The following is a 6,109-nucleotide window of genomic DNA, read 5'->3' on the forward strand; positions in this document are numbered from 1 at the left end:
ATTTAAACCCGCCAAAATCGACGGGTTTATTCTCACTAACCTAATGCGAATGGCTATGCCCATCTGCCGAGTGCACATGCATATGTGCTTTATTTTGCTCGTAAGCATTTATGCGTTTTTGTGCGCTTTCTGCATTGTGCCAGCTTCTTAGTTGTTCTATGTCTTCTACGCTCAGTTCTATGCGCTGTATGCCATTCTCTGTGTTGGCGGTGGCAAATACTGCGCCGTCTAACACGTCGTATTCCCATTTATCGTCTGGGAATATACCAATAAGTTCGGCTGGGTCGTCGTCTACATTTATAAATGCGTGTGGCACCATTGAAGGGATATTTATTATGTACGGCGCTTCAACTACTACTTCTTCACCGTCTAGGTGATACATCATTTTACCTTTTAATAATAAGTGCGCTTCTTCACCTGTGTGGGTGTGTAGTGGTGCGCCGCTGCCTTTATGCGTATTGGTTAGTGCAATTGTTAGCTTGTCAAAACCGTGGCGTTTGCCTTCCATTACATGAATATATTCACCCGGTGCTGGCTGTATTACCACCATTTCGTCTTTGTGAATTATGTAGTCTTGTACATCTTGCATCAGTGGTGCTTCAAACAAGTGTGGTATTGCCCCTGTGATTATTGGGTTGTAACCGTGGCCAGCGTCTACATGAATTTGTCTGCGCGCTGCATCTACCTGAGTGTAGGTTTCGCCACTTTCTGCAACAAATATTGTGTCGGTAGAATCGGCTGGGCTGTAAGTTACGTCTGGAAATTCTTCTTCGTATTGTTCGTGATCATGGCCAAATTCGGCATCACAAGCGGCGAGTAAGCCTGTTAAACTAACGGCAATTAGCCAATGTTTTATTGTGTTCATCTTGTTATTTCTCCTAATTGGAATTTATTTGTGCGGACAACTAGCCAATAAAATAATGCGCTGCTGGCGAATAAATTTATTGCGAGTGCCGATATAAGCTGTTGGTTTAATTGAATAAGTGCAAAAGTGCTAATTACGTCTATTGCTATTAATACTGTTACTAAGCAGGTTACTTTGGTGCGACACAGTTTGGTTAATACGTATGCGCCAAGTGGTGCGCCAATGGCGACTATGGGCGCGCTAATTAACCAAGGTTCGTACATTATGTGGGTGTCGTTTACATAAGTGTTGTGCATTACCACGCCCCAAAGTGAGTTTATGGCCATGCACACTACTGTGGTGGGTATGCTGATTTTTTCTTTTATGCGATAACTTAGTGTTAATACTATAAACACTAATATATCTACGCCTGAGCCTGTGGTTTCGGCAATTATGCCACCAATAAAACCGGCAAATATAAATATGCCAGCCATTTGGGTGTGTTGTGTATAAGGTAGCTGGGTTTGCGTATTTGGCCTGCGCCAATAACAAAACCACAGCACACAAGCGAATAGAAAAACCATGCTCGAAAACAGTATTTTCGCCATGTCGGACGGTATGTGTATCCAATTTATTGCGACAAAACTGCCAACAAAGCCGCCTAAGCTGGCGTATACCACCACAGGTTTTAAGATGTTTATTTTGCGGTAAAAGATGTAGAGCGCGGCTGAGGTCATGCCTACTGATTGGATCATTAATCCAAATATTTTGGCATGTTCGCTCGGTATGTTTAGCAATTTAGTAAAAACTGGAAATGCCACAGCTGCCCCGCCCGATGGCGTTGAACCTGCGATAAATGAGCCTAGGGTCATAGTTGCAGGCATGGCCCAGTAGTCTTGCCATAGTCCCCAGTTGTTGCTCATTGTTATGTATATTAACCAGCTAATGTAAAAAGCGGCTAATAGTACAAAGTACCAATGTTTTACTAATTTTTGCTGCCACATACACTACTCCACACATTTATTTGCGACAAACTAAAACCCTTATATCTAACCCAAAGTTTAGACTTTATTTTAAGGGGCTAAACTTTATACATGTTTGTATTAAGCTAGCCCCGATTTTTCCTTTTACTTAAACGTTAACTTAGTTACTTAACTAAGCGGTTTCAGCTTGTGCTTGTTTAAGTAGTTGCGGCAATTGTGTATTGAAGAAGTTTTGCATTGGAATGTAGTGCTCTGGCTCTACCCATTTTGCTTCTAAGTCTTCAATTATGTCGTGTTTGGCTTTTAGTTCGCCATTTACATAGTGGCGTACCACTGGGTGTAAAAATTGGCTTTCTGCGGCTTGCTCTGTGTTTTCTCTGTGTATGCGTTCTACTGCAAACGGGTCGCCAACAATTGGTGCGCCGTATTCTAGCGTTAGTACAAATACGTCGGTATTTTCTTCAGCAAAACGGCCTACTAGGTAGTCTTTTGGTAAACCTTGGGTGTAGCTGAATACGCCATTTTTAAATACAGCAGCATCGGCAATAAAACCTGGCTGTTGCCAAAGTGCGCCTGAACGATTTACGTTAGCAAACATGCGCTCTGTTATAGCTTCGGCAGTGCCTGCTACTTGCTCAGTTGGTATGCTAAGGTCTTGATATTTTTCTAATAAAATATCGGCTAAAGCACGTGAGTTGTATCTAAAACCGTGGATAAAACCTGAGGTTGCTTTGCGGTAGTCTAACGAGTGCGTTAGGGTTCCTGCCACGTACATGTTTTGGTTGTTAACTGATTCGAAGTCTTTGTTAAGTGCTGGGTATTTGCCCATGCAGCTTACTTCTGGTTTTGCGCCTTCGGCAAAAATTGACGTGTCAAACTTAAAGCCTGCACAACATAAAATGCTGTCGTAGGTGATGGTTTCTACTTCGTCTTCTGCGTGGTGGTATTTAAAGGTTACAACTAACTGGTCGTTTTGTTTTTCAATTTTTACTATGTCGGCATCTAAAATCGCGTTTTGTGATTTTAATTGATAGGTGTCTAACACATTGTTATTTATTGCACGCAAATCGCCTACATAGTGGGTTTTCCACGCCATTTTAATTGAGCTTGGGCTAACTAAATGGATTAGCGATGCAGCTGAGGTTAAGTGATCAGCCGTTTCAAATGCTGAGTTCTTTTTACCTATTATCAGTACACGTTTGTCTTCAAACTCGTCTAGGTTGAGTGACATATCTTGGTATTGGGTAACGTGTTCAATGCCTGGTACGTTTGGTGTATTTGGTTGGTTGATACCTGTGGCGATCACCAATACTTCACATTCAATTTTGTTGCCGTTTTCTGCTGTTAGTGTGTAGATGCCGTCTTTTTTGTCGATATTAGCAATGCGAGTATTGTACTGTACATTGATGTCGAATTTCTTCACATAATCAGCCATATAGGTTACTAGGCTGTCAGCATGTGGGAAAAATTGTTTGTCGTAATTTTTAAAGCGGAAGTTTTCATCGTTACACAACAATGAGTTCCAGTCGTGACGCATGTTGAATTCTGGATCTTGACTGCCAGTAAAACGTTTGTTGATTGAAATCAACGTGCGATGGCGCGGGTATAAGGTAAAGGTATGACCCGGAATATTCGCGCCTTCTACCACTAAATAATCAGCTTTAGCTTGTTGTAAATAATAAGCTAATTGAACGCCACCAGGGCCGCCACCTAAAATAACAAATTTGTGTTTTTGTACTGTGTTCATAATCTTTTCCTCTGTTTGTGCGGTCAGAATTAGTTATTTAATAAAACGATACGTTGTGCTTTGGTGTCGCCTTTTACTTCTACTTGTTCAAAGGCTTTTACTTGCTCAACTTCAATTTGCTGGGTTAAATCAACTTGTTGCAGCTCGTCTCTTTGTTTGCTTAAGTTGATGTATAAACTCAACGCATCACGTTTGTTTAATTCAATGTTTTTAGTTTGTACTTGCAGCGTGTAGCTGTATTTGTACTGGCTGGCATTTTGCGTAAGTTTCCAGTCAACCACTTCATCACCTAGCCATTGTTGAATGGCGCGGTTTAGTTGCATTTCGTACAAGGCGATACCACAAACTAATACGGTATTTTTGCTGCGACCCAATACACTAACTGTTGGTGTTTCTATGTTGTAAGCTGCTGTTGCACGGTGAATTTGAATAATGTCGCCAATGCGGTAGCGAATAAGCGGCAAGGTATCGCGAGATAAATCACTGATAATAATTTCACCAAATTCGCCGTTGTAAGCTTGGCTTACTGGTTTGGCTTGGCCAACGTAGCTGGCGTCTTGGCGCTCTTTTGCCAGTTCACTCTCTGGGATAAATTCAAAATACAAGCGCTCTGACATCAAGTTCATTTCACCCGGTTTATCCACACATTCAGTTGCGACTACGTCTGCTTCTACTGTGCCGTATAAGCTGTAAACGTTGTTAAATCCCCACAGTTCTTTGAGCTCGGCACGTAAGGCATCTGGCAATACGTCACCAAAAATAATGCCGGTTTTAAGGTTTGGTAAAACTTCACGTAATGGGCCAAACTCCATTTCAATTGCTTTACCAATTTCTTTAACCACTAAAGGTGTACCGATAACAAAAGTAACTTGCTCACCTAAACCTTTTTCAATGATTTCTTCGTAATCGATTTGTGATGAGTTCAGTGCACGAGCACCTGTTGCTTCACTGCCGTTTACAATCGCCCAACCAGAGATACTTGGTAATGGTGCACCTAACGACATAACACCGTCGCCTTCGCCCATGCCGAGTTTGCGCAAGGCAATTGCTTCGTGAATTTTTTGTCTTTCTAAATCCGCATCTGAAAATGGTATTTTTTTGCTGCGATTAGTGGTGCCAGAGGTATTAAAGAAACACGCTGGGCATATTTCTAAGCTGGTTGCTTCGGCTGAAAAATCTGTGTCGTTGGTAAAGTCAGCCAAGGTTGCAGGCATTAAATATGGCGTTTGTGCAAACTTGAGTACATTGCCATACAAAGGATGATTACTGATTGGGTAAAGGTCGGTCATTAACTGCTGATGATTAACAACTTCGCTTTGCTGTTGTTCGGGTGCTTTAATCGTCATAGTTTTATTCCTTAGTTAGTGATCTTGTGTTTAATATTGCTTAAGCGCAGCTTGCAAAGCTTGCTCAGGGTTAAACAATGTTTGCCAATTAAGTTTGTGTGTTAAATGGTGATAGTTGCCTTGTTCGTCCATTTGGTATTGCGAGGTATATTCCGTTTGTTTGTTGGCTATCTGCTGTAACGCTGTTACCAGAGCTTGAGCATCAGCCATTGTGTTATTTAGGCCAAAACTGGCACGTACCATGCCTTTTTTCGCTTCAATTTCCGCGTCAGTCAGTTCGTCATCCAATACCCATAGTTCTGGCAAGATAAGTTCACGCACATATGGATGCGCACAAAAACATTGGTTACGTACCGCGATATTGAAATAATCATTAAGAATTTTTGCTAACAGTGCGTGGTCGACTCCACGCATGTTGAATGAAAAAGTGGCTGTGCGCGGGCATTGGGCTAAATTGGTTGAGGCATAAATATTGATTTCAGAGTTTTGTTTTAGGTAGTGAAAACAATAATGGAGGATTTCTTGTTCGTGGCCATGAATGTTGTCCATGCCTATTTGCATCAGCATTTGCAGTGACATTGCCAGTTTTACTGCACCAAAGATATTTGGAGTACCTGCTTCTTGGCGTTCAACTAAATCAGGCATAAGTTGGTAGTCCATTTGCGAAACTGACTCTACCATGCCGCCGCCCATTTCTGTTGCAGGGCTTTGTTCTAACCATTTACGTTTAATTACTAATATGCCAGGCGCGCCCGGTACATAAAGTTTGTGCCCTGAAAATATAACAGCGTCTACGCTTGCGCCTTTGTTTGTTAACTCAGTTAAATCCAGTTTGTGGTGCGGCAACATTTGTGAGCCATCAAGTACGAATAATGCATCGTGTTGATTGCACAACTCAGCACAGGCCGCAATTGGATTGATTATGCCAGTGACATTACTTGCACCTGTTAACGCAAAATAATTGACCGCACCTTGAGCTTGCGCAAGTTCAAATTCAAGCTGTTCAAGTGAAATAGCGCCGCAGTCACCCGCAGTTTTATTGCAGCCAATGTGATGAACATTTTTGTGATATTTTCTGTGTGGTAAATCGTTGGAGTGATGCTCCATTACCGACACCAAAGCTGTGGTTTTATTTGGGCGTACGCTGCTGAAGATATTGGCTACTCGGTTGGCGGCTGCCGTTGCACCA

5 protein-coding genes are annotated in these 6,109 nt (G+C 42.0%); all 5 read right to left on the minus strand.

All coding sequences use genetic code 11. The annotated features are described in order from the left end of the window. Positions 1–40: 40 nt before the first annotated feature. A complete protein-coding gene (locus tag WSC_RS0118215; protein WP_016957389.1) occupies positions 41–865 on the minus strand; it encodes a cupin domain-containing protein in 825 nt (274 codons plus the stop codon). Further along, complete coding sequence (locus WSC_RS23325; protein WP_016957390.1) at positions 862–1,848, minus strand: sulfite exporter TauE/SafE family protein; 987 nt, start codon at positions 1,846–1,848, stop codon at positions 862–864. The genes WSC_RS0118215 and WSC_RS23325 overlap by 4 nt, the downstream gene beginning before the upstream one ends. A 151-nt stretch (positions 1,849–1,999) precedes the next feature. Continuing rightward, complete coding sequence (locus WSC_RS0118225) at positions 2,000–3,574, minus strand: NAD(P)-binding domain-containing protein (RefSeq protein ID WP_016957391.1); 1,575 nt, start codon at positions 3,572–3,574, stop codon at positions 2,000–2,002. A gap of 29 nt (positions 3,575–3,603) precedes the next feature. Next, positions 3,604–4,920 (minus strand): phenylacetate--CoA ligase family protein, encoded by a 1,317-nt coding sequence (locus WSC_RS0118230; RefSeq protein WP_016957392.1) that lies wholly within the window; start codon positions 4,918–4,920, stop codon positions 3,604–3,606. Positions 4,921–4,950: 30 nt separating this feature from the next. Next, positions 4,951–6,109 (minus strand): aminotransferase class V-fold PLP-dependent enzyme (locus WSC_RS24400; RefSeq protein ID WP_016957393.1); only part of this gene is annotated, 1,159 nt, incomplete at its 5' end.

This window comes from Catenovulum agarivorans YM01 (assembly GCF_000281085.1).
Taxonomy (GTDB): Bacteria; Pseudomonadota; Gammaproteobacteria; order Enterobacterales; family Alteromonadaceae; genus Catenovulum; species Catenovulum agarivorans.

Excerpts from the sequence above, each read along its gene's own strand:
- WSC_RS0118215 (WP_016957389.1), bottom strand. The coding sequence starts at position 865 with ATGAACACAATAAAACATTGGCTAATTGCCGTTAGTTTAACAGGCTTA.
- WSC_RS23325 (WP_016957390.1), bottom strand. The coding sequence starts at position 1,848 with ATGTGGCAGCAAAAATTAGTAAAACATTGGTACTTTGTACTATTAGCC.
- WSC_RS0118225 (WP_016957391.1), bottom strand. The coding sequence starts at position 3,574 with ATGAACACAGTACAAAAACACAAATTTGTTATTTTAGGTGGCGGCCCT.
- WSC_RS0118230 (WP_016957392.1), bottom strand. The coding sequence starts at position 4,920 with ATGACGATTAAAGCACCCGAACAACAGCAAAGCGAAGTTGTTAATCAT.